The sequence below is a fragment of the Actinomadura sp. CNU-125 genome (assembly GCF_001942465.1).
Classification (GTDB): domain Bacteria; phylum Actinomycetota; class Actinomycetes; order Streptosporangiales; family Streptosporangiaceae; genus Spirillospora.
The window spans coordinates 1-24,870 of record NZ_MKJY01000028.1; the positions used below are offsets into that span (position 1 = coordinate 1).

Sequence of the window (24,870 nt, forward strand, 5' to 3'; positions counted from 1 at the left end):
CCCGCCCAGGCCCCGCACCCGACCCCGCCGCACCCGGCCCCGCCACAGAGGCATAGATCACATCCCGGGCCCCCACCGGCGTGTCGCACCACAACCCGCCAAAACCGCCCGACCCCACCGCCACACCAACCCACGACACCACGAAACCCCAGGTCCGACCCCCCGCCGCCCCACCACCGGACCACCCCCCGCACAGCCCCGGGAACCACCCGCACGACACGAGAACCGAATGGGCAGGTTACGGAAGCCCTCCAGATAGGTAGGGTCTCAGTAGGTCGTCGGCTCTCTTCGTGAGGAGGTGACGGGGCGTGGCCGCTCGTGATGATGCTGGGGCGCGCAGACCGCAGCACGACAAGGAGGTGAAGGACCTCCAAACGCAGATCTCCTTCCTCGAGGAGGAGATCACCGTGCTGCGCCGCAAACTCGCGGAATCCCCGCGCCAAGCACGCGTGCTGGAAGAACGTCTCCATGAGGCACAGGCCAACCTGGCCGCAGTGACCGGTCAGAACGAGCGTCTCGTAGCGACCCTCAAAGAGGCTCGCGAACAGATCGTGGCGCTCAAGGAGGAGGTCGACAGGCTCGCACAACCACCCTCGGGCTTCGGAGTCTTCCTCGAAACCCGCGACGACGGAACAGTCGACATCTTCACCGGCGGACGCAAACTACGCGTGAACGTCAGCCCCGCCGTGGACGTCGACGAACTCCAGCGCGGCCAAGAGGTCATGCTCAACGAAGCCCTCAACGTCGTCGAAGCCCTCGACTTCGAAGAACAAGGCGAAGTCGTCATGCTCAAGGAACTCTTCGACGACGGAGAACGCGCCCTCGTCATCGCGCACGCCGACGAGGAACGCGTCATCAAACTCGCCGAACCGCTCCGCGGCGTCCCACTCCGCGCCGGCGACTCCCTCATGCTCGAGTCCCGCTCCGGATACGCCTACGAGAAGATCCACAAGGCCGAGGTCGAAGAACTCGTCCTCGAAGAGGTCCCCGACATCTCCTACAACGAGATCGGCGGCCTCGGCGGCCAGATCGAACTCATCCGCGACGCCGTCGAACTGCCCTACCTGCACGCCGACCTGTTCCGCGAACACCAGCTCCGGCCACCCAAGGGCGTCCTCCTCTACGGACCCCCCGGGTGCGGCAAGACGCTCATCGCCAAGGCCGTGGCCAACTCGCTCGCCAAACAGGTCGCCGAAAAGACCGGCAAAGAAGGCAAAAGCTTCTTCCTCAACATCAAGGGACCCGAACTCCTCAACAAGTACGTCGGCGAAACCGAACGGCACATCCGCCTCGTCTTCCAGCGAGCCCGCGAAAAAGCCTCCGCCGGCACCCCCGTCATCGTGTTCTTCGACGAGATGGACTCCATCTTCCGCACCCGCGGCTCCGGAGTCTCCTCCGACGTCGAGAACACCATCGTCCCGCAGCTCCTCAGCGAAATCGACGGAGTCGAAGGCCTCGAAAACGTCATCGTCATCGGCGCGTCCAACCGCGAGGACATGATCGACCCCGCGATCCTGCGCCCCGGACGACTCGACGTCAAGATCAAGATCGAGCGCCCCGACGCCGAAGCCGCCAAGGACATCTTCTCCAAGTACATCCTCAGCGGCCTCCCGCTCCACCCCGACGACATCAAGGAACACGACGGCTCCGAAGAAACCACCGTCGACGCCATGATCCAGCGCACCGTCGAACGCATGTACGCCGAAACCGAGGAAAACCGCTTCCTCGAAGTCACCTACGCCAACGGTGACAAGGAAGTCCTCTACTTCAAGGACTTCAACTCCGGCGCCATGATCCAGAACATCGTCGACCGCGCCAAGAAAATGGCCATCAAACAGTTCCTCGACACCGGGCAAAAAGGACTCCGCGTCAACCACCTGCTCGCCGCCTGCGTCGACGAGTTCAGCGAAAACGAAGACCTGCCCAACACCACCAACCCCGACGACTGGGCCCGCATCTCCGGCAAGAAGGGCGAACGGATCGTCTACATCCGCACCCTCGTCTCCGGAACCAAGGGCGCAGAAGCCGGACGCTCCATCGACACCGTCGCCAACACCGGCCAGTACCTCTGACCCGCACCACCACCGACACGCACGCGGCGGCCCCGCCCAGGGCCGCCGCACCCATGTCACCACCACGCGACCACACCGGAACCACCACCAACCCGCCACGGAACCACGCCCCCGTGGCTCCACCCCCACAGCCCCGATAGGCTCGACAATATGACTGTTCGGCGGGTGATGGGCATCGAGACCGAGTACGGCATCTCCGTACCGGGCCAGCCAGGGGCCAACGCGATGGTGACCTCCTCCCAGGTCGTCAACGCCTACCTCGCGGCATCGGCGGCACGCGCCCGCCGAGCCCGCTGGGACTTCGAAGAAGAAAACCCCCTCCGCGACGCCCGCGGCTTCGACCTCGCCCGCGAAGTCGCCGACCCCACCCAACTCACCGACGAAGACCTCGGCCTCGCCAACATCATCCTCACCAACGGCGCCCGGCTCTACGTCGACCACGCACACCCCGAATACTCCGCACCCGAATGCACCAACCCCCTCGACGCCGTCCTCTGGGACAAAGCCGGAGAACGCGTCATGGCCGACGCCGCCCAACGCGCCGCCATGGTCCCCGGCACCAACCCCATCCAGCTCTACAAGAACAACACCGACAACAAGGGCGCCTCCTACGGCTGCCATGAGAACTACCTCATGCGCCGCGAAACCCCCTTCGCCGACATCGTCCGCCACCTCACCCCCTTCTTCGTCTCCCGCCAGGTCGTCTGCGGCGCGGGCCGAGTCGGCATCGGCGTCGACGGACGTGGCGACGGCTTCCAGATCAGCCAGCGCGCCGACTTCTTCGAAGTCGAAGTCGGCCTCGAAACCACCCTCAAACGCCCCATCATCAACACCCGCGACGAACCCCACGCCGACCCCGAGAAATACCGGCGCCTCCACGTCATCATCGGCGACGCCAACCTCGCCGAACTGTCCACCTACCTCAAACTCGGCACCACCTCGCTCGTCCTCGCCATGATCGAAGACGGCTTCCTCACCACCGACCTCTCGGTCGACATGCCCGTCGCCTCACTCCGCGCCGTCTCCCACGACCCCTCCTGCAAACACCTGCTCACCCTCCGCGACGGCCGAAAGATGACCGCCGTCCAACTCCAGATGGAGTACCTCGAGCAGTCCCGCAAATACGTCGAGGACCGCTTCGGCGCCGACGTCGACGACATGACCAAGGACGTCCTCGACCGCTGGGAGTCGGTCCTGCACCGCCTCGGCGACGACCCCATGCAGCTCTCCCGAGAACTCGACTGGGTCGCCAAACTCGCCCTCCTCGAGGGCTACCGCAGCCGCGACGACATCGACTGGTCGCACTCCCGCCTGCACCTCGTCGACCTGCAGTACGCCGACGTCCGTCCCGACAAGGGCCTCTACAACCGCCTCGTCGACCGCGGCCGCATCGAACGCCTCGTCACCGAGGACCAGGTCGAGTCCGCCATCGACGACCCGCCCGAGGACACCCGCGCCTACTTCCGCGGCCGCTGCCTGCGCCAGTACGCCGACAACGTCGCCGCCGCCTCCTGGGACTCCGTCATCTTCGACGTCCCCGGCCGCGAATCCCTCCAGCGCGTCCCCACCCTCGAACCCCTGCGCGGCACCAAGGAGCACGTGGGCGCCCTGCTGGACCGCTGCCGCACCGCGGAGGCCCTCGTGTCCACCCTGACCGGCCAGGACTGACCTGAGGGCCGCGAGACGGCCCCGACCAGCACGCACACCCGACGCCGGCGGTACCAGCCGCCGCCGTCGGGTGTACTGCTGTCATGAAGCCGTATCGCCGTGTTGACCTGGGTAAACGGTCGACGTCTCCGTATCGAGACCGGTATGCCCGTTTCATTGGTCTACGGACCGGCGATAACCCGAGCATGTCGACGGCCTCCCGCCAAGGCGGACGAAACGGACTGCAAGATCCACTCGTCGCCGAAGATCGGGGATAGGGTCGAAGGCAACGGCAGGAGCGGAGGTACGTGATGGCCACAAAGGACACCGGCGGTCAGAAGCACACCACTCGGCGCACGGACGAGGTCGAGGAGACCGAGGCCACGACCAGCGAAGACGTCCAGGAGCGCCACGAGGAACTGACCGACGACGTCGACAATATTCTCGACGAAATTGACGAAGTCTCGAGGAAAATGCGGAGGAATTCGTCCGTTCATTTGTCCAAAAAGGGGGACAATAGTATGGTTTGTCTGGAATGTCCGATTTGAAATAGAAGAAACGGACTTCCGGCAAGTCGACAATAGAAAAGTGCGGCGATCATGGGTGGGACTTGCTAAAGTCCCACCCATGATTCGTGAGAAGGAATGCAAAGACTGTGGGCAAGTCAAGCCGGTCGCCGAGTTCTGGAAGCGCAAGGCGTCTCAGGACGGCTGGGCGCTCTACTGCAAAGAGTGCTTCGCCCAGCGGAACTCCAGGTCCTACCGCAAGAAGCAAAGGTCGCTGGGTAAGGAGACGAGGGAATTTCGGAGGCGGCGAAGTGATCCGGAGGGGATGAAGTACTGCCCAAGGTGCAAAGCGGTCAAAACGGTGGAAGAGTTCGGCCGTAACCGATCCGAGAAATCTGGGAAGTCGGCTTACTGCAAACCTTGCTGGAACGTCATCACCAGGGAGCATCGCGAGAGCAGACACGGCAGCAGCCGCAACTACCTCCTCAAGCTGCGCTACGGCGTCACCGAGGAGGAGGTGCGGCAGATGATCGCCCGCCAGGGAGGCGTGTGCGTCATCTGCCTGCGGGCCGCCGCGAAGCACGTGGACCACGACCACTTCAGCGGCGCCGTACGCCACATCCTGTGTTTCAAGTGCAACGGCGCTCTCGGCCAGTTCGAAGACGACCCGCAGCGGATGCTCCTCGCGGCCGACTACCTCGAACTGCGCGGTTCTCAGGCTCGCATGCTCGAGAACGAACTCGAGGAACCGGTTTTCAGGGGCCGCGCGCGTCCCGAGTCGCGCGGCGTGGGTCGGGTCGCGTGGGGCACCTTGGGCGGCACCTCACGCGCGGGCCACTTGTACCACCGGTACGGGATCACCGAAGGTGACGCCGACTGGTTGCTCAAGCGCCAAGTGGGCCTCTGCGGGGTCTGTAGCGATCGTCCCGGCGAGCACATCGATCACGACCATGGGACCGGGGCGGTGCGAGGTGTCGCCTGCACGGGCTGCAACACGGGCATGGGCCAGTTCGGAGACGATGCCACGTGTCTCCGCCGCGCCGCGGACTACGTGATGGGGGAGCTCGTGAAGACGGTGTCCCTGGACGACGACGCCACGCGCTTGTCGTTCACGCTCCCGGACGTGGATCCGGCGACGGTGGGCCTGAACGGCTGGAGGCGGTACTTCGAGGCGGACGGTGAGCGTCGCCGCGACAATCCGTCCTTCGGTGCGGGCGCGGGCGGCGGCCTGACGCCGATCGAGGTTCTGGTGCGGGAGGTCGTCGCGCGGAGCAGGGCGGCCAGACGTTCGTCGGTGCCCGTCCGCGAGTCCCGCCCGTAGGGCGTGTCGGGCCCCGCCGGGGCGGCGGTTCGCCGTGGGCTGACTCGGCGGGGTGGGCGCGGCATGCAGGGACGGGCGTTGAACAGTAGGGTCGTACTCGTCCGCGCCGGTGATCTGTAAGGGGCCGGTGCCATGGTCGAGGGAAGGGAGTCGCGTGGCGTCCCACGAATCGCATATCGGGCGTCTGCCGGGCTTGTTCGCGAGTCCGGACACGTCTTCGTTCACGGAGTTTCTGGGGGCGTACTCGCCGGATCTGCTGCCGGGCGGGCGGACGCCGCCGGCGGGGCCGGTCGGGGACGAGATCCCGCACGGGACGACGATCGTCGCGGTGAGCTTCCCCGGTGGGGTGGTGATGGCGGGGGACCGGCGGGCGACGGCGGGGCATCAGATCGCGCAGCGCGACATCGAGAAGGTGTTCCGGGCCGACGAGTTCTCGGCGATCGCGATCGCGGGGACGGCGGGCATCGGCATCGAGATGATGCGGTTGTTCCAGGTGGAGTTGGAGCATTACGAGAAGCGTGAGGGCCGGACGCTGTCGGTCGAGGGCAAGGCGAATCGGCTGGCGACGATGGTCAGGCAGAACCTGGGGATGGCGATGCAGGGCCTGGCGGTGGTGCCGCTGTTCGCGGGGTACGACGAGGAGCGGGACGCGGGGCGGATCTTCTCCTACGATCCGGCGGGCGGACGGTACGAGGAGCGGGACTTCCACTCGATCGGTTCGGGTTCGGTGTTCGCGCGGGGCGCGCTGAAGAAGCTGTTCCGGCGGGATCTGTCGGCCGAGGACGCGGCGCTGGTGTGCGTGCAGGCGTTGTACGACGCGGCGGACGATGATTCGGCGACGGGTGGTCCGGATCTGCCGCGGCGGATTTTCCCGGTGGTGGCGTCTGTGACGTCGGACGGGTATCGCCGGCTCGGTGAGGACGAGGTGGGGGCGCTCGCGCGGTCCGTGGTCGAGGGACGTTACGACTCGCCGGGCGGGCCGACCGCCCCGCTGCGATAGAAGGGATCCAGACCGGTGTCGATGCCGTTCTATGTGTCGCCTGAACAGCAGATGAAGGACAAGGCGGACTATGCGCGGAAGGGTATTTCGCGTGGCCGCAGCGTGGTCGTGCTGCAGTACGACGACGGCATCCTGTTCGTGGCGGACAATCCGTCGCGGGCGCTGCACAAGATCAGTGAGATCTATGACCGGATCGCGTTCGCGGCGGTGGGGAAGTACAACGAGTTCGAGAATCTGCGGCTGGGCGGGGTGCGGTACGCGGACATCAACGGGTACCAGTACGACCGTCGTGATGTGACGGCGCGGGGGCTGGCGAACGTGTACGCGCAGTCGCTGGGGACGATCTTCACGGAGACGAACAAGCCGTACGAGGTGGAGTTGGTCGTCGCGGAGGTCGGTGAGGACGCGGAGTCGGATCAGATCTACCGGTTGACGTTCGACGGGTCGGTGGCCGATGAGCACGGGTACGTGGCGATGGGCGGTCAGGCGGATGCGGTGGCGCAGGCGCTGAAGGACGGGTTCCGGGAGGGGGCGTCGCTGGAGGAGGCGTTGCGGACGGCGGTGCGTGCGCTGGAGGCGCAGGATTCGGATCGTCATCTGGAGGCGTCGTCGCTGGAGGTGGCGGTGCTGGATCGGAATCGGGAGCATCGGCTGTTCAAGCGGCTGGCGGCGCGGCGGATCGAGGGTTTGTTGTCGGAGGGTTCCGGTGGTTCGTCGGACGGTGCGGAGGACGCGGAGGACGAGGCCGGTTCGGGTTCGGGTTCTGGTTCGTCCGACGAGGACTGAGTCCGGTTGATGCCCGGGGTGTGAGCGGGTGGGCCGGTCGGCCGGGCGCGGCTGCCCCAAGGCCGGGGTCGGCCCGGTGGGTGTCGGCGTGTTGCCGTTGGGCCCGTCGTGGTGGTGCGGTGTGGTGCCGTGTCGCTGCGGCGGGCTTTCGGTGTGTCGGGGGTGGTTCGGGGCGGGTGCTGGGAACCTTGTCCATCCGGAGACTACGAAGTTGGGGTCGGGGCGCATAGGGTCGTGGTGTGGACAGGCGCATCTTCGGGCTTGAGAACGAGTACGGCGTCACTTGCACGTTCCGTGGGCAGCGGCGGCTGTCTCCGGACGAGGTGGCGCGTTATCTGTTCCGGCGGGTGGTTTCGTGGGGGCGCAGCAGCAACGTGTTCCTGCGGAACGGGGCGCGGTTGTATCTGGATGTGGGGAGTCATCCGGAGTACGCGACGCCGGAGTGCGACAGCGTCGTCGATCTGGTGACGCACGACAAGGCGGGGGAGCGGATCCTCGAGGGTCTGCAGGTGGATGCCGAGCGGCGGTTGCGTGAGGAGGGCATCGCCGGGGACATCTATCTGTTCAAGAACAACACGGATTCGGCGGGGAACTCCTACGGCTGCCACGAGAACTATCTCGTGGGGCGGCATGGGGAGTTCGGCCGGCTGGCGGATGTGCTGATCCCGTATCTGGTGACGCGGCAGATCATCTGTGGTGCGGGGAAGGTGCTGCAGACGCCGCGGGGCGCGGTGTACTGCGTGTCGCAGCGTGCGGAGCACATCTGGGAGGGCGTGTCGTCGGCGACGACGCGGTCGCGTCCGATCATCAATACGCGGGACGAGCCGCATGCGGATGCGGAGCGGTTCCGGCGGCTGCATGTGATCGTCGGTGACTCGAACATGAGCGAGGCGACGATGCTGCTGAAGGTCGGGGCGACCGATCTGGTGCTGCGGATGGTCGAGGCCGGGGTGGTGATGCGTGATTTGACGCTGGAGAACCCGATTCGGGCGATCCGGGAGGTCAGTCATGACATGACGGGGCGGCGGAAGGTGCGGCTGGCGAACGGCCGGGAGGCGAGTTCGCTGGAGATCCAGAAGGAGTACTTCGTCAAGGCGCGGGATTTCGTGGACGCGCGCGGTGGGGACGCGACGGCGAAGCGGGTGCTGGATCTGTGGGAGCGGACGCTGCGGGCGGTGGAGACGGGCGATCTGGATCTGGTGTCGCGGGAGATCGACTGGGTGATGAAGTACCAGTTGATCGAGCGGTATCGGCGTAAGTACGATTTGCCGTTGTCGTCGCCGCGGGTGGCGCAGTTGGATTTGACGTATCACGATGTGCATCGTGATCGGGGGTTGTACTACCTGCTGGAGCGTCGTGGGGGCGCGGAGCGGGTGACGCGTGATCTGGATATTTTCGAGGCGAAGTCGGTGCCGCCGCAGACGACGCGTGCGCGGCTTCGGGGGGAGTTCATCCGTAAGGCGCAGGAGAAGCGTCGTGATTTCACGGTGGACTGGGTGCATTTGAAGTTGAACGATCAGGCGCAGCGGACGGTGTTGTGCAAGGATCCGTTCCGTTCGGTGGACGAGCGGGTGGACAAGTTGATCGCGGGGATGTAGCGCGGGTGGCGGGGCGCCTCGGGGCGCTTGGTGCGTGCCGGGGCGGCCTTTGGTGTTGTGGGAGTTGCGGGGTGCGCCTGAACCTACTGGCGGGTCACTTTGGGGGTAGGGTGAGCGGCCAGCAGCGTTCGTCGCCCCCGTGAAGGACCCGTATGCGCCGTCGTCGTCTTTCGGTCGTGTCCGCGGCCGTCGTGCTGGCCGTTCCGCTCGCGTTCGCGTCGTCGTGTTCGTTGTTCGGCGGCGGGGTGGGGGTGTCGGTCGACGGGGAGTTCGGGAAGGTTCCGGAGGTGGAGTTTCCGGACGGGGGCCCGGACGATTCGCTGGCGGTGGAGACCCTTGAGGAGGGGGACGGGGTCGAGGCGCGCAAGGGCGACCTGGTGGTGGCCGATTATGTCGGTTACCGGTGGAACGATGACGAGCGCAAGCTCGTGGCGAGCAGTTATGCGGAGGGCGAGCCGGGGGTGTTCCCGACGGGGACGGTGGTTCCCGGGTTGGCGGAGGCGCTGGTGGGGTCGCGTCCGGGGGCGCGTGTGGTGGCGCGGATTCCGCCGGAGAAGGCTTTCGGGGAGGACGGCGATACCCGGCATCGGGTGGGGCCGGGCGACACGCTGGTGTACGTGCTGGACGTGCGGGGCGTGTACGGGAAGTCGGCGGGGCCCGAGGGGGAGGCGCGGCCGCAGAAGGAACCGGGCATGCCGCGGGTCGCGGACGCGGCGGCGGGTCAGGTGCCGGTGGTGACGATGCCGAAGGGTGCGGCGTCGAAGAGGCTGCGTGCGGTGACGCTCGTGGAGGGTGACGGGCCCGAGGTGAAGGGCGGGCAGCTCGTCGCGTTGCAGTATGCGGGGTATTTCTGGCGTAACGGGCAGGTGTTCAATTCGTCGTGGGGTGAGGGGCATCCGGCGGCGATGACGATCGGGACCGGTGAGGTGCTGAAGGCTGGGACGAGGGGCTGGTGGGGCGGCGGGTCGCAGCCGGGTGCTGCTGGTGGTTCCGCCGTCGCTCGGTTACGGGGAGAAGGGGTTGTCGCAGTACGGCATCCGGGGCGATGACACGCTGGTGTTCGTCGTCGATCTTCTCGGCGTCCACTGAGCCCGCCGGGTTCTAAAACCCATTCTCGCTGTTTCTAGACTGGCGGGCGTGGAGGACATCGACGCGATCGCGCTGCTGCAGGATCCGGTTCGGCGGCGGCTGTACGAGTTCGTGGCCGGGCTGGGCCGTGAGGTGGGCCGGAACGAGGCGGCCGAGGCGGTGGGGGTGGGCCGGACGCTGGCGGCGTTCCATCTGGACAAGCTGGCGGACGCGGGTCTGCTGGAGGCGGGCAGCCGGCGGTTGTCGGGGCGGTCGGGGCCGGGTGCGGGCCGTCCGGCGAAGGTGTACCGGCGTTCGGCGGCGGAGCGCGGGGTGTCGGTGCCCGCGCGGGATTACGGGACGGCGGCGGGGCTGCTGGCGGAGGCCGCGGAGCGGCGGGCCAGGACGCGGAGTTGCGGGACGCGGCGCGGGGGCGGGGGCGTTCGCTGGCGGCGTCGGGCGGGCCGTGCGGTGGTCTGGCGGAGTTCGAGGCGGTGCTGGCGCGGCGCGGTTACGAGCCGGTGCGCGAAGATCGCGAGCCGGACGGTCCGGGCGGGGGGAGCGGGGACGGGGCGGTGGTGCGGATGCGCAATTGCCCGTTCCACGCGGTCGCGGAGGCGTTTCCGCCGCTGGTGTGCGGCATGAATCTGGCGCTGCTGGAAGGCATGGCGGAGGGGGCGCGGGGGGTGCGTGTGCGGATGGACGCGCGTCCCGGCTGGTGCTGCGTGGTGGCGGAGGAGGCGCCGTCCGGTCATCCCCCCTCTAAAAACAATCAGCATTGACATAGAAACGAGGGCGTGGTGAGGTGACCCCATGACGGACGATCACCGCGCCCCGGACGCCCCTGCCCGCACCGACGCCCGCACCGACGACTCTCTGCCCGGCCCCCCGCCCCTCCACCTCGCCCAGTTCAACGTGGCGACCCTGCACTTCCCCCTGGACGATCCGCGCTCGGCGGCGTTCGTGGAAATGCTCGACCCCGTGAACGCCCTCGCCGACGCGCGCCGGGGTTCGTGTGGCGGCTGGTGGAGGAGGGGAAACCGGACGCCACGGGCATGCGTCCCGCCGGCGACGACGTGATCGTGAACTTCTCGGTGTGGGAGTCGGCGGAGTCGCTGTGGGACTTCGTCTACAGGTCGCCGCATCTGGAGACGATGCGGCGCCGCCGCGAGTGGTTCCGGCGGCACGCCGAGGCGCACCTCGTCCTGTGGTGGATTCCGGCGGGGCACGTCCCGACGGTGGAGGAGGCGCTGGAGCGGCTGGAGCTGCTGCGCGCGCAGGGCCCGTCGCCGCGCGCGTTCACGTTCGCGTCGTCCTCACCGACGGGGAGGCCGGGCTCGCGCCGGTGTGAGCCCCGCCCGGACCCGGTCCGGACCCGGCCCGGGCCGGTCCCCGGGCCGGTGGCGGGTCAGCCGAGCAGGGCGGCGGTGTGGCGTCCGGCGGCGGCCGCGGTGAGGAAGTAGGCGAGGTCCTCGTCGAGGCGGCGCACCATGGTGGACAGCCGGACGCCCCAGTCCCGTTCGGCGCCCGCGAGGGCGTCGCGCAGGCGTCGACGGCGACGGGGACGAGGGTGTGCCGGTCGCCGAGCGGGGCGGCCTGCGCCGCGACCCGCGCCCCGAACTCCCCGCCGAGTTCGGGGACGGGGACGTCGGCGCGGGCGAGGGCGACGCGCCCGTAGGCGGTGAGGGAGTGGTGGGAGACCCCGATGTGGCGTTCGCGCCGGTCTCCCTCGCTGACCCGCAGGGAGCCGACGGGCCGTCCGCCGAGGACGGACGCGGCGTTGACGGCCTCGCCCGCCGACACGCCGGAGAAGCCCCACCGCGTGCCGGTCCCGAGGTTCCCGGGGCCCTGCGCGAGAACGATGACCTCGGCGTCCAGGACGAGCCGCGCGGCGAGCAGCCCGGTGTGGACGGTGACGGCCTCCAGGTCCCCGCCGAACGCCTGCCCGACGGTGACGGCGGCCGCGAGGGCGCCGGCGTCCTTGAGCCGGGCGATCGACATGGAGAACCAGGACGGCAGCGCGCCGCCGTCCGGCATCACGTACACCACGCGCGTCCCGGGGCGCGCGGCGAGGAGCCCGGCGAGGATCGGGGGGAGCGCGGAGTTGAGGTCGGCGACGACGACGGGGGCGCCGCCGACGGAGTCGGCGTCGCGCAGGACGCCGTGGTGGGGGGAGTCCTGCTCGTCGGCGCCGAGGACGGTGGCCTGCAGGGGGGTGTAGCGGGCCTTGACCAGGTGGCCGGGGCCGGACGGGTCGGGCGGGAGCCGGTCGGGGATCGCGACGACCATCGCGTAGCCGCCGGTGCCCAGGCCCATCGCCAAGGCCGTAGTGTTGAGCAGGACGGTGTCGCCGGGTTCGGGGCGCCCCACGAGCGCGGGGTAGGCCAGGGCGCGGTGCGCGCCGTCGCCCCCGATCACGACGTCCAGTTCGACCGCCCCCGGCCATTCGCGTCGGATGCCCTCGACTGTGCCTTTACGCCATCGGATCACACTGGGAAACGGTAGCGTCCTCAGGTGACGGGCGTGGGGGCGTTCGGGCCCGTGTACGGGGTTCCGGGGGCTCACGGAGCGAAGAGGTGGTGGCGAAGTGTCGCGGCGCAAGACCGAGCGCCTGCTGAATCTGGTGGTCTGCCTGCTCGCCACCCGGCGTTATCTGACCGCGGAGCAGATCCGGCGGGCGGTGCCGGGATATCCGGACTCCGACGAGGCGTTCAAGCGGATGTTCGAGCGCGACAAGGAAGAGTTGCGCGAGCTGGGGATTCCGCTGGAGGTCGGCAGCGATCTGCAGGGCGGGGGCGGCGAGGAGATCGGGTACCGGATCCCGCCGCAGGATTACGAGCTGCCCGACGTGCATCTGACGCCGGACGAGGCGGCGGTGCTGGGCCTGGCGGCGCGCGTGTGGCAGCGGGCGAGCCTGGCGGAGGCGGCGTCGGGGGCGCTGCTGAAGCTGCGGGCGGCGGGCGTGGAGACCGACGCGTCGGCGGCGGTCGGGATCGAGCCGCGGGTCGACACCGGCGAGCCGGCGTTCCCCGCCCTGTGGGAGGCGGTCCGGGACCGGCGGCCGGTCGCGTTCGACTACCGGGCGATCGGGCGGACGTCGGTGACGCGCCGCCACCTGGAGCCGTGGGGCGTCGTCAGCAGGCGGGGCCGCTGGTACGTGGTCGGGTTCGACCGGGACCGCGACGAGGAGCGGGTGTTCCGGCTGAGCCGCATCGACGGTGAGGTCGCGGCGGACGGCCCGGCGGGCGCGGTGACGGTCCCGGACGGGGTGGACGTGCGGCGCATCGCGTTCGACCGGAGCGAGCCGGTGACCGAGCCGCGCCCGGCGACCGTCCGGCTGCGGGCGGGCGCGCGCAGGGCCCCCGGCGGTGGGCGCGCGACGTGCGGCCGTCCGGGGAAGCCGGGTGGGACGAGGCCGTCCTGACGTTCCGGGACGTGGAGCGGTTCGCGCCGTATCTGGTGCGGTTCGCCGACGACGTGGTCGTGCTGGACCCGCCGGATCTGCGCGACGCGGTGATCCAGCAGCTGAAGTCGGTGCTGGCCGCCGGGGAACCGGACGCGGCGGGCGGCGGGGAGACCGGGGACGGGACGGTGAACGCACGATGACCGCCAAGACCACCAGGACGGCCGGGGCCGCCGGCAGGGCGGCGAAGGGCGGCGCGGGGGGCGCGGCGAAGCAGGCGGCGGCGTCGACGGGACGGCTCGCGCGGCTGCTGGCGCTCGTCCCGTACGTCGTGAACCGCGACACCGTCGCGCTGGAGGAGGCCGCCGCCGCGTTCGGGGTCAGCGAGAAGCAGCTGATCGACGACCTGAACCTGCTGTGGTGCGTGGAGCTGCGCGCGCCCGACCCGTACTGCCCGATCGACCTGTCGTACGAGGGCGGGGAGATCACGGTGGCGGAGGCCGAGTCGATCGCGCGTCCGCTGCGGCTGAAGGTCGACGAGGCCAGCGCGCTGCTGGTGGCGCTGCGGATGCTCGCGGAGATCCCCGACCTGCACGACCGGGACGCGCTCAGCCGCGTCATCGCGAAGCTGGAGGGCGCCGCGGGCGCGGCGGCCGCGCCGAGCGCGCAGGTCGCGGTCGAGGTGGACGCCCGCGACGCCGCGGTGGGCGGCGGGGCGCCCGGGGCGCGGACGGTGCTGGGGACGCTGCGGGACGCCGTGGCGTCCCGCAGCCGCGTGCACCTGGCGTACTACGTTCCGGCGCGGGACGAGAACACCGAGCGCGACGTCGACCCGATGCGGCTGCTGGTGGTGGAGGGCAACACCTACCTGGAGGGGTGGTGCCGCCGCGCGGAGGCGGTGCGGCTGTTCAAGCTCGACCGGGTGACCGCGCTGACGGTGCTGGACGAGCCCGCGGAGGTCCCCGACCACGCCGAGCCGATCGACGTGGACGCCGGGTTGTTCCGGCCGTCGCCGCAGGACGTGCGGGTGACGCTGGAGCTGACGCCGCGGGGCCGGTGGGTCGCCGACTACTACCCGTGCGAGAGCGTCGAGGAACTGGGGGAGGGGCGGCTGCGGGTGGTGCTGCCGACGCCCGACACCCGGTGGGTGCGGGGGCTGGCGCTGTGCCTCGCGACCAGGGGCGCGTCGTGGCGCCCGCGTCGGTCGCCGGGGAGGTCCGCGACGACGCCGCCCGCGCCCTCGCCCGGTACGGGCTCGGCTGACACCGGCCCAGGCCGGGCCCAGGCCGGGCCCAGGTCGCCCGACCGGGTCCCGGCGGTGGGCGGTTCGCCGTCCCGGTGCCGAAAAAGGCGCCGGGATCGGCTACGGTGGCGGACGTGGCGTGGGTAGCGGTTTCGGTGACGGCGGGCTTCGTCGGCTTGGCCGTGCTCGCCTTCTGCGCGTTCAAGGTGTACCTGGGCGTGCGGCGGTTCGGACGTGAACTCGAGCGCACGAGATCACGGCTGGCACCGAAACAGTCGGCGCTTCGGGATGAACTCTCTCGACTAGAGGGATCTCGGGCGCCACAACCGCGCGAAGACGGCGTACGATCGTCGTGAGGACCCCTGCTGAAGAGGATTTGTCATGGCTGGACTTGGCACGACCGAAATTCTGATCATCCTGGCGGTGGTGCTGCTGCTGTTCGGGTCGGCGAAGCTGCCGCAGCTCGCCCGGTCGCTGGGCAAGTCGCCCGGATCCTGAAGGCCGAGACCAAGGGCCTGCACGACGACGATGACGACGGCCGCCAGGCGCAGGCCGCACCGCAGGCGCAGCGGCGCAGGCGCGCAGCAGGACGCGCCCGCCGACGCGCCCGGTGCGCCGCAGGGCACGCGGGGCCGGCAGGCGCTCGCGTCCGGTGAGCCGCTGCAGGGCGTCCCGGTTTCGGACCCGGGCCAGGCGCGCAAGGGCTGAGCCCGCGGACGGCGCCCGCCGCCGTCCCCCCGCGGCGGACACCTCCCGTGCCGGGGGGCGCCGCCGCAGATCGACCCCCGGACCGAACTCGAGCCCGAAAGCCGACGATGAAGCTGAGCAGGCGCAGCGCCGCACCCGACGGCCGCATGCCCCTCTTGGAACACCTCCGTGAGCTGCGCAACCGGTTGGTCAAGGCGATTCTGGGCCTGCTGGTCGGCGCGATCATCGGCTGGATCTTCTTCGACCCCATCTGGGACTGGCTGAAGCAGCCGTACACGCGGATCCCGGCGGAGCACTGCCTCGAAGGCAAGTGCGACCTGGTCGTGCACGGCATCTTCGACGGGTTCTTCGTGCACCTGAAGGTCGCGCTGATCATCGGCGCGGTGCTGTCGTCGCCGGTGTGGCTGTACCAGCTGTGGGCGTTCGTCGCGCGGCCTGTACGGGCGGGAGAAGCGCTGGACGTACACGTTCATGGCGGCGGCCGTCCCGCTGTTCTTCGCGGGCGGCTACCTGGCGTACCTGACGATGGACAAGGGCCTGGAGATCTTCATCGGGCTCGCGCCGGGCGACACCACCGTGCTCGTCGGCGTCCAGGACTACCTCGGCTACGCCCAGGCGATGCTGTTCATCTTCGGGTTGACGTTCGAGCTGCCGCTGTTCGTGGTCGTGCTGAACATGGCGGGCGTCCTCACCCACGAGCGGATCCGCAAGTCGCGCCGGATGCTGTGGTTCGGCGTGTTCGTGTTCGCCGCGATCGCCACCCCCAGCCAGGACCCCTTCACCATGCTGGCCCTGGCCCTCCCGACGATCGTGCTGTTCGAGATCGCCGAGCTGATCGCGTACGTGCACGACCGGCGGCTCGCCGCGCGCCCCGACGAGTACGAGGGCCTGTCGGACGACGAGGCGTCCCCGCTGGACATCGAGGCCATCGACGCCGAGCTGGAGAAGGGCGGCGGCCGCGCCCGCTGACCCGCCCGCGACCCGCCGCGATCCGGTTCGTTATGGATTGGGAATCGGGCCGGTCGAAACCGTAGGCTCGAAGACATGACCTCCCCCGACACAACGTCGACCGGGCGGCGCGCCGACAAGGAGACCGGGAACTCCCCGGCCTCCCGGTACGCGGCCTACCGCAGGCGCACCGCCGGGAACGGCCCCGCCCTGCTGGACTTCCGCACCCTGTACGACTTCGAGCTGGACGCCTTCCAGCTGCGGGCGTGCCAGGCGCTGGAGGACGGCAGCGGCGTCCTCGTCGCGGCGCCCACCGGCTCCGGCAAGACCGTCGTCGGGGAGTTCGCCGTGCACCTGGCGCTGACCGGCGGCGGCAAATGCTTCTACACCACGCCGATCAAGGCGCTGTCGAACCAGAAGTACGCCGACCTCGTCCGCCGCTACGGGGCCGAGAAGGTCGGGCTGCTCACCGGCGACAACAGCGTCAACGGCGAGGCGCCCATCGTGGTGATGACCACCGAGGTGCTGCGCAACATGCTGTACGCGCAGTCGCCGACCTGGCGGGGCTCGCGTTCGTGGTGATGGACGAGGTGCACTACCTCGCCGACCGGTTCCGCGGCGCCGTCTGGGAAGAGGTGATCATCCACGTCCCGGACTCGGTGCGGATCGTGGCGCTGTCGGCGACCGTCAGCAACGCCGAGGAGTTCGGCGAATGGCTGCACGCCGTCCGCGGCGACACCGCCGTCGTCGTGGACGAGCACCGGCCCGTCCCGCTGTTCCAGCACATGCTCGTCGGCACCTACCTGCACGACCTGTTCGTCGACACCGGCAAGGGCGAGCAGCGGCAGGCGCGCCTCAACCCGAAACTGACCCGGATGGCGGTCGAGGAGGTGCGCCGCGCCAAGGTCAACCAGGGGCGCCGCACCGGACGGCGCCGCGCGCCCCGCCCGCAGCGGTACCGGCCCCCGGCCCGGCCCGACGTGATCGAGCGGCTCGACCGCGCCGGGCTGCTCCCGGCGATCACGTTCATCTTCTCCCGCGCCGGGTGCGACGCCGCCGTCCAGCAGTGCCTGGCCGCCGGGATCCGGCTGACGTCCAAGGAGGAGTCGGAGGAGATCCGCGCGCACGCCGAGCTGCGCACCGCCGACATCCCCCCGGCCGACCTGCGGGTCCTCGGCTACGACGATTTCCTCGCCGCGCTGGAGCGGGGCGTGGCCGCGCACCACGCCGGGATGCTGCCCACGTTCAAGGAGATCGTGGAGGAGCTGTTCACCCGCGGGATGATCAAGGCGGTGTTCGCGACCGAGACGCTCGCGCTCGGCATCAACATGCCGGCCCGCACCGTCGTGATCGAGAAGCTCGACAAGTGGAACGGGGAGGCGCACGTCGACCTCACCCCCGGCGAGTTCACCCAGCTGACCGGACGCGCCGGGCGGCGCGGCATCGACGTCGAGGGGCACGCCGTCGTGGTGTGGGCGCCCAACGTCGACCCGGCGTCGGTCGCGGGCCTGGCCGGGGCCCGCACCTACCCGCTGAACTCCAGCTTCCGCCCGTCGTACAACATGGCGGTCAACCTCGTCGGCGCCGTCGGGATCGAACGGGCCCGCACGCTGCTGGAGGAGTCGTTCGCGCAGTTCCAGGCCGACCGCGCCGTGGTCGGGCTGGCGCGGCAGGTCCACAAGAACGAGGAGGCCCTCGCCGGGTACGCCGAGGCCGCGCGGTGCCACCTGGGCGACTTCATGGAGTACGCGGCGCTGCGGCGGCGGCTGTCGGACCGGGAGGCGCAGCTGTCGCGGGAACGGTCGGCGTCGCGCCGCGCCGAGGCCGCCAAGTCGCTGGAGCGGCTGCGGCCCGGCGACGTGATCCTGGTGCCGTCCGGGCGCCGCTCCGGGCTCGCCGTCGTCCTGGACCCCGGCCTGGGCCGCCGCTCGGACGGGCCCGCGCCGCTGGTGCTGACGGTGAACCGGTCGGTGCAGCGGCTGTCGATCCAGGACTTCCCCCGCGCCGTGGAACCCGTCGAGCGGCTGCGGATCCCCAAGTCGTTCAGCCCCCGCAACCCGCAGGACCGCCGCGACCTCGCCGCGACCCTGCGCAACAAGGTCCCCGACGAGGCGCGGGAACGCAAGCGGTCCCGCGGCGACTCCGCCGCCGCCGACGACGCCGAGATCGCCGCGCTGCGCACCGAGCTGCGCCGCCACCCCGTGCACGGCTGCGACGAGCGCGAGCAGCACGCCCGCTGGGCCGAGCGGTACCACCGCCTCGACCGCGAGACCGCGCAGCTGCGGCGCCGCGTCGAGGGCCGCTCCCAGGTCATCGCCCGCACCTTCGACCGGGTCTGCGGCGTCCTGGAACAGCTCGGCTACCTGTCCGGCGGCGAGGTCACCGACGAGGGCCGCCGCCTCGGCCGCATCTACAACGAACTCGACCTGCTCACCGCCGAAAGCCTCCGCGAGGGCCTGTGGAACAAGCTCGACCACGCCGAGCTGGCCGCGTGCGTGTCGGCGCTGGTGTACGAGTCGCGGCGCGACGACGACACCGGCCCGCACCGTCCGCCGTCGGAGCGGGCGGAGGACGCGCTCGCCGCGATGGTGCGGCTGTGGGGCGAGCTGGAAGGCGTCGAACGCGACAACCGGGTGTCGTTCCTGCGGGAACCCGACCTCGGGTTCGCGTGGACGGCGTACCGGTGGGCGAAGGGCGACGACCTCGACGCGGTGCTGCTCGCGAGCGACATGACCGCCGGTGACTTCGTCCGCGCCGTCAAGCAGCTGCTGGACCTGCTCGGGCAGGTCGCCGACGCGTCCCCCGCGAACGGGCACGTCCGCAAGACGGCGCGGCGCGCGATGGACGCGATGCGCCGCGGCGTCGTCGCCTACTCGTCCGTCACCTGACCCCGGCCGTGCCGCACCCGGCCGCCGCCCGGCCGTCCCGTTCGCCCGTTCGCCCGGTCATCCGGCCGGGCGGCCGGGGCGTTCGGCGCGGCGGCGGGCGCGGCGCTCCCGCAGCGTCCGCTCGACCCGGTGCGTGGCGAGGCACATCAGCAGCGCCTGGGCGCCGCCGCAGCGGCCCCGGCGTCACCCGGTGCCCGAGCGCGGCCGTGCCCAGGACGGCGCGCGGCGGCGCGGCGGTGCCGCCCGTCCCACGGCAGCCCGTACTGCTCGCGCATCGGCTCGGGCAGCAGCGCGGCCGTGACCACGCGGAACACCGCCAGGCCCGGGGCGAGCGCGCGCAGCTTGCGGGGGTGCAGCACGGCGTCGGCGACCTTCCGCGCGTTGTCGTCGACCTCCAGCGACGCCACCGTCTCGTCCATGTAGGCGCGGAACGACGCCAGGTCGGGAGGCTGGTCCTCCGGCGGGCAGCCGAGGACCTCCGCGACGATCCGCGCCTGCCGGTAGTACTCCTCGGCCGTCTCGCCGTCGGGACGGCCGGGCCGCCCGAGCCGCTCGTGCATGTACAGCGCCGAGTCGATGAGGGTCGCGTTCACCCACAGCTGCAGGTCGCGGTCGTTGCCGGAATAGCCGTCGCCGCGGACGGCGGTGTGGATGCCGCGGACCTTCGCGGCGATCCGCGCGACCTCCTCCGGCGTCCCGAACGAGGTGATCAGCAGGAAGTCGAGCGTGCCGAACAGCCGCGCCAGGGGCCGTTCGGCGAAGTCGCTGTGCTCGGCGACGCCCCGCGCCACCTTCGGATGCGCCAGCTGCATCAGCAGCGCCCGCCCGGCGCCGAGGCCCACGATCGGTTCGGCGCCCAGGGCGCGCAGCACGGCGCGGTCGGCGAGCCGGTCCGCGAGATCCCCGTCCGTGCCGGAACCGGCGCCGGACGCGGCGCGCGGCGGGACGTCGGAGGGGGCTCGGGGGGACGGGATCGGCGGTGTCGGCACGATGGCCTCCCGGGGGCGTTCGGCGGCCGGATCCTGGTGCCCCGCATCCTCACGCATTATTGACGGAACGTCAATAATGCGCCGTGCGGGGTCGCGGGCCGCGGCCGCCGTGACGGCGCCTACTGCGCAGGTCGGAGGCCGGACCGACCTGAGGATGAGGTCGACGGACATTTCCCGCCGATAAGGTCGTCACGGTCACCGAATCACCACCACGACCCCTGGACTCCCGCATGATCGAGGCCAAGAACCTCACCAAACGCTACGGCTCGAAAGTGGCCGTGCACGACCTCTCCTTCAACGTGGAACCCGGCCGGGTGACCGGCTTCCTCGGCCCGAACGGCGCCGGGAAGTCGACGACCATGCGGATGCTGCTCGGGCTCGACCGGCCCACCGGCGGCGACGCCCGCATCGCCGGCCGGCACTACAGCGACCTGCCCGCCCCGATGCGCACCGTCGGCGCGCTGCTGGAGGCGCGTGCCGTCCACACCGGCCGCAGCGCCCGCAACCACCTGCTGTGCCTCGCCCAGACGCAGGGCATCCCCGCCCGGCGCGTCGACGAGGTCCTGGAACTGGTCGGCCTCACCGACGTCGCCGGGCGGCGGGCGCAGGGCTTCTCCCTCGGCATGGGCCAGCGGCTCGGCATCGCCGCCGCGGTGCTCGGCGACCCCGAGGTGCTGATCCTGGACGAGCCGGTCAACGGGCTCGACCCCGAGGGCGTCGTCTGGATCCGCAGCCTCATGCAGCGGTTCGCCGCCGGGGGCCGCACCGTCTTCGTCTCCAGCCACCTGATGAACGAGATGGCCGTCACCGCCGAGCACCTCATCGTCATCGGCCGCGGCCGGCTCATCGCCGACTGCTCCACCGAGGAGTTCATCGAGCGCAGCACCGACAAGACGGTGGTCGTGCGCAGCCCCGACGCCGAACGGCTCACCGGCGTCCTGTCCGGCGAGGGCGGCAAGGTCACCGCCGCCGACGACGGCGCGCTGTCCGTCGCGAACCTGGAGGCCGCCAGGATCGGCGAGCTCGCCGCCGCCGAGGGCCTCGTCCTGCACGAGCTCACCCCCCGGCGCGGCTCCCTCGAGGACGCGTTCATGGAACTCACCCGCGACACCGTCGAGTACGGCACGCCCGCCGCCGACCGGCCGGCCGCCGCCCCCGCGAAGGAGGAGACCCGATGACCGCCGCCCCCGCCGACGCGGCCCGGCCCGCCGTCCCCGGCGCCGACGCCCGCCGCCCCGGCTTCGGCGCGCTGCTCCTGGCCGAATGGACCAAGATCCGCACCGTGCAGTCCACGCTGTGGTCGCTGCTCCTGCTCGTCCTGCTCAACCTCGGCTTCACCGGCCTGCTCGCCGCGGTCTTCGCCGCCCAGTGGGACAGCATGAACGAGGGCGACCGCGCCATGCTCGGCGAGGACCCGCCGGGTTCCTGTCCTCGGCGCCGGCCTGTCCTACAGCCAGCTCACGGTCTGCGTGCTCGGCGTCCTGCTGATCGCCTCCGAGTACTCCACCGGCATGATCCGCTCCAGCCTGCTGGCGGTGCCCGCGCGGCTGCCGATGCTGTGGGCCAAGGCCGTGGTGTTCGCCGCGATCGTCCTCGTGCTGGGCGTCGTGGTGTCGTTCGGGTCGTTCTTCCTCGGCACCGCGATCCTCGGGGACAAGCTCCCCGTCGGGCTGGGCGACCCCGGCGTGCTGCGCGCCGTCTTCGGCGGCGGCCTCTACCTGGCGATGCTCGGGCTGTTCTCGCTGGCGATCGGCGCGATCGTCCGGCACACCGCGGGCGCCATCACCGGCGTGATCGGGTTCGTGCTGGTGCTGGCGCCGCTCGCGTCGCTGCTGCCCGGCTCCGTCGGCGACTACGTCCACGGCTACCTCCCGTCGGTCGCGGGCATGGTGATCACCGCGGCGCAGCCGTCCGACGACGGCGTCCTCGGCCCCTGGGCCGGCTACGGGGTCTTCGCCCTGTGGACGGCCGCGCTGCTCGGCGTCGCCGCCTACCTGCTCAAACGCCGCGACGCCTGACGGCGCCCCGCCCGGCGCACCCCCTCGGGTGCGCGACCCGGCACACGGACCGGTCCCGCTCGGCGGGGCCGGTCCGTTCGTCGTCCCGCCCGCATGTTTGCGCCGGGCGGGAGAGCCGTCCTACTGTATTGGTCAAACGCTTTAAGCAAATGACCAATCTGGAGGACGCGGATGCCCGATCCGGAGGTGCCGACGCGGGTCCGCCTGCTGGAGGCCGCCGTGGCGATCCTGGCGGAGGACGGCTGGGGCGCGATGACGTCGCGCGGCGTCGCCGAGCGCGCGGGCGTCAACAACGCCCTCGTGCACTACTACTTCGGGTCCGTGGACGCGCTGCGCCGGGCCGCCGTCCTGCACGCGATCGAGCAGGAACTGGAAGGCCCCATCACCGCGATCATGGAAGCGCCGGACGTGCTCGACGGCGTCGTCGCCGCGATCGCCCGCCTCACCGCCCCGGAGACCACCGGCGGCGAGAACGGCGGGCCGCGCCTGCGGGTCATCACCGAGGCGCTCGTCCACGGGCTGCGCGACGAGGAACTGCGCCGCACGAGCGTCGAGCAGCTCGCGCTGTTCCGCGGCGCGCTCGCCGACCGGTTCGCCGCGCAGACGCGCCGCGGGCGGCTGCGCGCCGACGCCGAGGGCCGGCCTCGCCGTGGTGATCAGCGCACTGCTCGACGGGCTGCTGCTGCACGCGGTCGTCGACCCGCACCTCGACGCCGCCGGCGCCGCCGCGGGCCTCCTCGCACTGCTGCGCGCCACCGCGCCGCCCGCCGGCGAATCCCCGGGCGCTCCCGAGCCGAATCCTGAGACGGAACCTCCCGCAAGCCCTCCGACGAACCCCCAGCGACGAAGGAGACCGGCGTGACGAGCGAGACCGACCGAGAGAGGGACCCCGACCGAACGAGCGAAACCGACCGAACGAGCGAAACCGACCCGACGGCGACGGGCCGGACCACCAGGCCGGACGGCCGGGACGGCGACGGCGGGACGGCCGCGGCCGTGCGGCTGCGCGGCGCCGCCAAGACCTTCGGCTCCGGACCCGCCGCCGTGCACGCGCTGCGCGACGCCGACCTCGACGTCGAACCCGGCGAGTTCGTCGTCCTGCTCGGCCCGTCCGGGTCCGGGAAGACCACCCTGCTCAACCTCATCGGCGGGATCGAGCCCGCCACCGGCGGCGAGATCACCGTCGCCGGGCGCGACATCTCCGGCCTCGGCGAGGACGCCCGCACCGCCTACCGGCGCGACACCGTCGGGTTCGTGTTCCAGTTCTTCAACCTGGTGCCGTCCCTGACCGCGCGGGAGAACGTCCGGCTCGTCGCCGAGCTCACCACCGGCCGCGCCCTTCGGCCAACGCCGCGACCGCGCCGCCGGCCGCGCTCGCCGCCGTCGGCCTCGACGGGCGCGGCGGCCACTTCCCCGCGGCGCTGTCGGGCGGCGAGCAGCAGCGCGTCGCGATCGCCCGCGCCATCGCCAAGGACCCCGCCCTGCTGCTGTGCGACGAACCCACCGGCGCCCTCGACCTCGACACCGGACGCGGCGTCCTGCGCGTCCTGCAGGACCTCAACGCCCGGGGCCGCACCGTCCTGGTCGTCACCCACAACGCCGCGATCGCCGCCATGGCGCACCGCACCGTCCGGATGCGGTCCGGCCGCATCACCGAAGTGACCGTCGCCTCCCGCCCCGCCGCCGCCGAGGAGGTGACCTGGTGAGCGTCCTCACCGTCAAATGGCGCCGCGACCTGCGGCGCCGCCCCGGCCAGCTGGTGTCGGCGGTCGCCCTGGTCATGCTCGGCGTCGCCCTGTTCGGCGCGTCCTACGACGCGTACCGCAACCTCGACGAGGGCTACCACCGGCTGTTCGAGCGGTACCGGACCGCCGACCTGACGATCTCCGGCGGCGACGCCGCCGCGATCGCCGGGGCGGCCCGGGCCCGGCCCGGCGTCGCCGCCGCCGAAACCCGCACCGTCGCCGACGTCCCGCTGCGCACGCCCGGCGGCGGCACCCTCGTCGGCCGCGTCGTCGGGATGCCCGCCGCGGCGCAGCCGCGCATCGACCGGGTGAAGGTGCAGGACGGGCGGTACCTGTCGCCCGCCGCGCCCGCCGGGGTGCTCGCCGAGTCCCACTTCGCCGACGACGCCGGCCTCGGGCCCGGCTCGCGGGTCGAGGTGTGGGACGGGGACTCCTGGCGGAGCCTGCCGGTCCGCGGCGTCGCCGCCTCCACCGAATACCTGTGGCCCGCCCCCGACCGGCAGAACATCCTGCCCGCCCCCGGCACCTTCGGTGTCCTGTTCGTCCCGGAATCCCTCGCCCGCGACATCGCCGCGGCCGCCCGCCCGAACCAGGTCGTGGTCCACTACACCGAGCAGGGCAGGCGGGCCGCCGCCCGCCTCGACGGCGCGCTCACCGGGACGGCCCGGGGCCTGGGCGCCGCCGCGGTCGCGACCCGCGCCGAACAGCCCAGCAACGCCGCCCTCGGCCAGGACATTAAGGCGTTCTCGCAGCTCGCCGTCATGTTCCCGCTGCTGTTCCTCGCCGCCGCGGGCGTCGCGGTGTACGTCGTGCTGACCCGCCGGGTGCAGCGCGACCGCGTCGTCATCGGGACGCTGCGCGCGCACTTCCGGCGCCGCACCGTCGTCGGCCACTACCTGGCGACCGGCCTGGCCGCCGGGCTCGCCGGGG

Annotated in this window: 21 protein-coding genes and 6 pseudogenes; 25 read left to right on the plus strand and 2 right to left on the minus strand. The window is 71.2% G+C overall.

Going from position 1 to position 24,870, the window contains the following annotated elements; translation table 11 throughout:
- The first annotated feature begins 308 nt into the window (after positions 1-308).
- The 12 genes and pseudogenes from arc to BJF79_RS04320 form a co-directional block, all read left to right on the plus strand.
- Positions 309-2,072: a proteasome ATPase gene (gene arc / locus BJF79_RS04270; RefSeq protein ID WP_075895074.1), complete on the plus strand. Its 1,764-nt coding sequence runs from the start codon at positions 309-311 to the stop codon at positions 2,070-2,072.
- 150 nt (positions 2,073-2,222) lie between these two features.
- Positions 2,223-3,740 (plus strand): depupylase/deamidase Dop, encoded by a 1,518-nt coding sequence (gene dop / locus BJF79_RS04275; RefSeq protein ID WP_187356954.1) that lies wholly within the window; start codon positions 2,223-2,225, stop codon positions 3,738-3,740.
- Positions 3,741-4,030: 290 nt separating this feature from the next.
- Positions 4,031-4,239: pseudogene (locus tag BJF79_RS04280) on the plus strand (ubiquitin-like protein Pup).
- Positions 4,240-4,586: 347 nt separating this feature from the next.
- Positions 4,587-5,546, plus strand: a complete 960-nt coding sequence (locus BJF79_RS04285) for an endonuclease VII domain-containing protein (protein ID WP_075895078.1) — start codon at positions 4,587-4,589, stop codon at positions 5,544-5,546.
- A gap of 154 nt (positions 5,547-5,700) precedes the next feature.
- Positions 5,701-6,546 carry a proteasome subunit beta gene (gene prcB / locus BJF79_RS04290; RefSeq protein WP_075895080.1) on the plus strand — a complete coding sequence of 282 codons (846 nt, stop codon included), beginning with the start codon at positions 5,701-5,703 and terminating at the stop codon, positions 6,544-6,546.
- A gap of 21 nt (positions 6,547-6,567) precedes the next feature.
- Complete coding sequence (prcA, locus tag BJF79_RS04295; RefSeq protein ID WP_075895092.1) at positions 6,568-7,332, plus strand: proteasome subunit alpha; 765 nt, start codon at positions 6,568-6,570, stop codon at positions 7,330-7,332.
- 239 nt (positions 7,333-7,571) lie between these two features.
- On the plus strand, positions 7,572-8,930 hold the full coding sequence (pafA, locus tag BJF79_RS04300; protein WP_026401675.1) for a Pup--protein ligase: 1,359 nt from the start codon (positions 7,572-7,574) through the stop codon (positions 8,928-8,930).
- Between the two features lie 176 nt (positions 8,931-9,106).
- Positions 9,107-9,979 (plus strand): FKBP-type peptidyl-prolyl cis-trans isomerase, encoded by an 873-nt coding sequence (locus BJF79_RS50505; protein ID WP_158079086.1) that lies wholly within the window; start codon positions 9,107-9,109, stop codon positions 9,977-9,979.
- Positions 9,951-10,019 (plus strand): hypothetical protein, encoded by a 69-nt coding sequence (locus BJF79_RS58425; protein ID WP_262401522.1) that lies wholly within the window; start codon positions 9,951-9,953, stop codon positions 10,017-10,019. Before BJF79_RS50505 ends, BJF79_RS58425 begins: the two co-directional genes overlap by 29 nt.
- Before the next feature lie 48 nt (positions 10,020-10,067).
- Positions 10,068-10,643, plus strand: a complete 576-nt coding sequence (locus BJF79_RS04315) for a hypothetical protein (protein ID WP_316043260.1) — start codon at positions 10,068-10,070, stop codon at positions 10,641-10,643.
- The gene (locus tag BJF79_RS65220) at positions 10,640-10,780 is read left to right on the plus strand and encodes a hypothetical protein (RefSeq protein ID WP_316043261.1); all 141 of its coding nucleotides are present in this window, start codon (positions 10,640-10,642) and stop codon (positions 10,778-10,780) included. The genes BJF79_RS04315 and BJF79_RS65220 overlap by 4 nt, the downstream gene beginning before the upstream one ends.
- Before the next feature lie 31 nt (positions 10,781-10,811).
- A pseudogene (locus BJF79_RS04320) lies at positions 10,812-11,320 on the plus strand (DUF3291 domain-containing protein); the annotation flags it as partial.
- A gap of 86 nt (positions 11,321-11,406) precedes the next feature.
- Here the strand turns inward: BJF79_RS04320 and BJF79_RS04325 are convergent.
- Positions 11,407-12,488, minus strand: a pseudogene (locus BJF79_RS04325) (DUF3866 family protein).
- A gap of 97 nt (positions 12,489-12,585) precedes the next feature.
- Here BJF79_RS04325 and BJF79_RS04330 point away from each other — a divergent pair.
- The 7 genes and pseudogenes from BJF79_RS04330 to BJF79_RS04360 all read left to right on the plus strand — a co-directional run bounded on the left by BJF79_RS04330 (position 12,586) and on the right by BJF79_RS04360 (position 19,188).
- The gene (locus BJF79_RS04330) at positions 12,586-13,422 is read left to right on the plus strand and encodes a helix-turn-helix transcriptional regulator (protein ID WP_262401517.1); all 837 of its coding nucleotides are present in this window, start codon (positions 12,586-12,588) and stop codon (positions 13,420-13,422) included.
- Positions 13,380-13,604 carry a WYL domain-containing protein gene (locus BJF79_RS58430; protein ID WP_262401518.1) on the plus strand — a complete coding sequence of 75 codons (225 nt, stop codon included), beginning with the start codon at positions 13,380-13,382 and terminating at the stop codon, positions 13,602-13,604. Before BJF79_RS04330 ends, BJF79_RS58430 begins: the two co-directional genes overlap by 43 nt.
- On the plus strand, positions 13,601-14,791 hold the full coding sequence (locus BJF79_RS04335) for a helix-turn-helix transcriptional regulator (protein ID WP_262401519.1): 1,191 nt from the start codon (positions 13,601-13,603) through the stop codon (positions 14,789-14,791). The genes BJF79_RS58430 and BJF79_RS04335 overlap by 4 nt, the downstream gene beginning before the upstream one ends.
- 234 nt (positions 14,792-15,025) lie before the next feature.
- Complete coding sequence (locus BJF79_RS58435) at positions 15,026-15,142, plus strand: twin-arginine translocase TatA/TatE family subunit (protein WP_316043262.1); 117 nt, start codon at positions 15,026-15,028, stop codon at positions 15,140-15,142.
- Between the two features lie 30 nt (positions 15,143-15,172).
- Positions 15,173-15,352: a hypothetical protein gene (locus BJF79_RS58440; RefSeq protein ID WP_075895084.1), complete on the plus strand. Its 180-nt coding sequence runs from the start codon at positions 15,173-15,175 to the stop codon at positions 15,350-15,352.
- A gap of 146 nt (positions 15,353-15,498) precedes the next feature.
- Positions 15,499-16,321 (plus strand): annotated as a pseudogene (gene tatC, locus BJF79_RS04355) (twin-arginine translocase subunit TatC).
- Positions 16,322-16,396: 75 nt separating this feature from the next.
- Positions 16,397-19,188 (plus strand): annotated as a pseudogene (locus tag BJF79_RS04360) (DEAD/DEAH box helicase).
- A 146-nt stretch (positions 19,189-19,334) separates the two neighbouring features.
- Here the strand turns inward: BJF79_RS04360 and BJF79_RS04365 are convergent.
- A complete protein-coding gene (locus tag BJF79_RS04365) occupies positions 19,335-20,234 on the minus strand; it encodes an oxygenase MpaB family protein (protein WP_075895086.1) in 900 nt (299 codons plus the stop codon).
- A gap of 173 nt (positions 20,235-20,407) precedes the next feature.
- Between BJF79_RS04365 and BJF79_RS04370 the strand changes: the two genes are divergently transcribed.
- From BJF79_RS04370 to BJF79_RS04390, 6 genes and pseudogenes are all read left to right on the plus strand, one after another.
- Positions 20,408-21,355 (plus strand): ABC transporter ATP-binding protein, encoded by a 948-nt coding sequence (locus BJF79_RS04370; RefSeq protein WP_075895088.1) that lies wholly within the window; start codon positions 20,408-20,410, stop codon positions 21,353-21,355.
- 291 nt (positions 21,356-21,646) lie between these two features.
- Positions 21,647-22,195, plus strand: a complete 549-nt coding sequence (locus tag BJF79_RS04375; protein ID WP_262401520.1) for an ABC transporter permease — start codon at positions 21,647-21,649, stop codon at positions 22,193-22,195.
- A 171-nt stretch (positions 22,196-22,366) separates the two neighbouring features.
- The gene (locus BJF79_RS04380) at positions 22,367-22,999 is read left to right on the plus strand and encodes a TetR/AcrR family transcriptional regulator (protein ID WP_075895090.1); all 633 of its coding nucleotides are present in this window, start codon (positions 22,367-22,369) and stop codon (positions 22,997-22,999) included.
- A gap of 240 nt (positions 23,000-23,239) precedes the next feature.
- A pseudogene (locus BJF79_RS58445) lies at positions 23,240-23,476 on the plus strand (ATP-binding cassette domain-containing protein); the annotation flags it as partial.
- A 170-nt stretch (positions 23,477-23,646) separates the two neighbouring features.
- Positions 23,647-23,901 (plus strand): hypothetical protein, encoded by a 255-nt coding sequence (locus tag BJF79_RS58450; RefSeq protein ID WP_410050045.1) that lies wholly within the window; start codon positions 23,647-23,649, stop codon positions 23,899-23,901.
- On the plus strand, positions 23,898-24,870 hold a 973-nt coding region (locus BJF79_RS04390), incomplete at its 3' end, for a hypothetical protein (protein ID WP_262401521.1). The genes BJF79_RS58450 and BJF79_RS04390, both read left to right, overlap by 4 nt.

Excerpts from the sequence above, each read along its gene's own strand:
- dop (WP_187356954.1), top strand. The coding sequence starts at position 2,223 with ATGACTGTTCGGCGGGTGATGGGCATCGAGACCGAGTACGGCATCTCC.
- prcA (WP_075895092.1), top strand. The coding sequence starts at position 6,568 with ATGCCGTTCTATGTGTCGCCTGAACAGCAGATGAAGGACAAGGCGGAC.
- BJF79_RS65220 (WP_316043261.1), top strand. The coding sequence starts at position 10,640 with ATGAATCTGGCGCTGCTGGAAGGCATGGCGGAGGGGGCGCGGGGGGTG.
- BJF79_RS04335 (WP_262401519.1), top strand. The coding sequence starts at position 13,601 with ATGACCGCCAAGACCACCAGGACGGCCGGGGCCGCCGGCAGGGCGGCG.
- BJF79_RS58435 (WP_316043262.1), top strand. The coding sequence starts at position 15,026 with ATGGCTGGACTTGGCACGACCGAAATTCTGATCATCCTGGCGGTGGTG.
- BJF79_RS58440 (WP_075895084.1), top strand. The coding sequence starts at position 15,173 with ATGACGACGGCCGCCAGGCGCAGGCCGCACCGCAGGCGCAGCGGCGCA.
- BJF79_RS04365 (WP_075895086.1), bottom strand. The coding sequence starts at position 20,234 with ATGCGTGAGGATGCGGGGCACCAGGATCCGGCCGCCGAACGCCCCCGG.
- BJF79_RS04370 (WP_075895088.1), top strand. The coding sequence starts at position 20,408 with ATGATCGAGGCCAAGAACCTCACCAAACGCTACGGCTCGAAAGTGGCC.
- BJF79_RS04380 (WP_075895090.1), top strand. The coding sequence starts at position 22,367 with ATGCCCGATCCGGAGGTGCCGACGCGGGTCCGCCTGCTGGAGGCCGCC.